The sequence below is a fragment of the Vibrio sp. 1641 genome (assembly GCF_033339995.1).
Classification (GTDB): Bacteria; Pseudomonadota; Gammaproteobacteria; order Enterobacterales; family Vibrionaceae; genus Vibrio; species Vibrio alginolyticus.
The window spans coordinates 1-513 of sequence record NZ_JAWOVP010000527.1 but is presented as its reverse complement, the minus strand read 5'-3'; the positions used below and the strand labels follow the sequence as shown (position 1 = coordinate 513).

The 513-nt window shown below is 43.7% G+C and carries 1 protein-coding gene; it reads left to right on the top strand.

Annotated elements, in window-relative coordinates; all coding sequences use genetic code 11:
- Positions 1–502: porin (locus R7Z47_RS26940; protein ID WP_318131039.1), on the top strand; the 502-nt coding region annotated here is incomplete at its 5' end.
- Positions 503–513: the final 11 nt, after the last annotated feature.

Sequence of the window (513 nt, the reverse complement as noted above, 5' to 3'; positions counted from 1 at the left end):
AGCAAAAGTTGATGGTCGCTTGAAGATTTCGCTTCCTTCTATTATCGAACTTTCTGCATTCCATCAACTTAATGACCAATGGGCGATTCATTACGGTTGGCAACAAACTGACTGGAGCACTTTTAAAGAGCTAAAAGCGACCAGTAATGAATGTAAAGGCGGCGTATGTTTCTTCAAACCAGAAAAGTATGAAGACAACAACCGTTACTCTGTAGGTGCAACTTACACGCTAAACACAGAGTGGACATTCCGCGCAGGCTTGGCTTATGACGAGCAAGCGGGTGTAGCAACATTGAGTATCCCTGATAGTGACCGTATGTGGTACAGCGCGGGTCTAACGTATGCAATGAATGAAAACCTATCGTTTGATGCTGGTTTTGCATTGGTACAAAGTGAGTCGGGCTCTTTCACTGAGACTAACGCAGCCGGTCAAGAAATTAAGTTTGATTCAGAAGGTACGGCATACATCAGTGCAGTACAGATGAACTACACCTTCAAATAATAGGATTCTCG